Origin of the sequence: Mesorhizobium sp. M7A.F.Ca.CA.004.06.1.1, assembly GCF_003999135.1 — a bacterium.
Lineage (GTDB): Bacteria > Pseudomonadota > Alphaproteobacteria > Rhizobiales > Rhizobiaceae > Mesorhizobium.
Genome location: NZ_RZPQ01001479.1, coordinates 1 through 411, shown reverse-complemented (window position 1 = coordinate 411; position 411 = coordinate 1). Strand labels below are relative to the sequence as shown.

The following is a 411-nucleotide window of genomic DNA, read 5'->3' as shown; positions in this document are numbered from 1 at the left end:
GCTTGATCCTGCCTGGCGCTGCGAACATCACCACGGCGGCCGGCGATGTCATGACGCTCCGGTCCCTCGGCAGCGGCAACTGGGCTTGCGTCGGCTACCAGCGGGCGAACGGCGGCCCGGTGACCATCCCCGCCGGTACCTCCATATCCGGGCCGGCTCTGGTGCTTGAACAGAGCACAACACCGGCTCCGACGACCGAAGGGCGGATCCAGTGGGACACCGACGACAATGTGATTGCTGTTGGCGATGGAGCGGCAACGCAGATATTCGCGCCTCTGCCAGCATCGACCGCCGCTGGCGACATCCTTTATCTGAGTGGGGCAAAGGCTCCAGCCAGGCTCGCAAAGGGCACGGCAGGGCAGACCTTGCGCATGAACGCCGCCGCTACGGCGCCGGAATGGAGGGGCGGCG

1 protein-coding gene is annotated in these 411 nt (G+C 66.9%); it reads left to right on the top strand.

The annotated features are described in order from the left end of the window. Positions 1-50 precede the first annotated feature (50 nt). A partial coding sequence (locus tag EN906_RS37025; protein ID WP_164777748.1) for a hypothetical protein occupies positions 51-411 on the top strand: 361 nt, incomplete at its 3' end.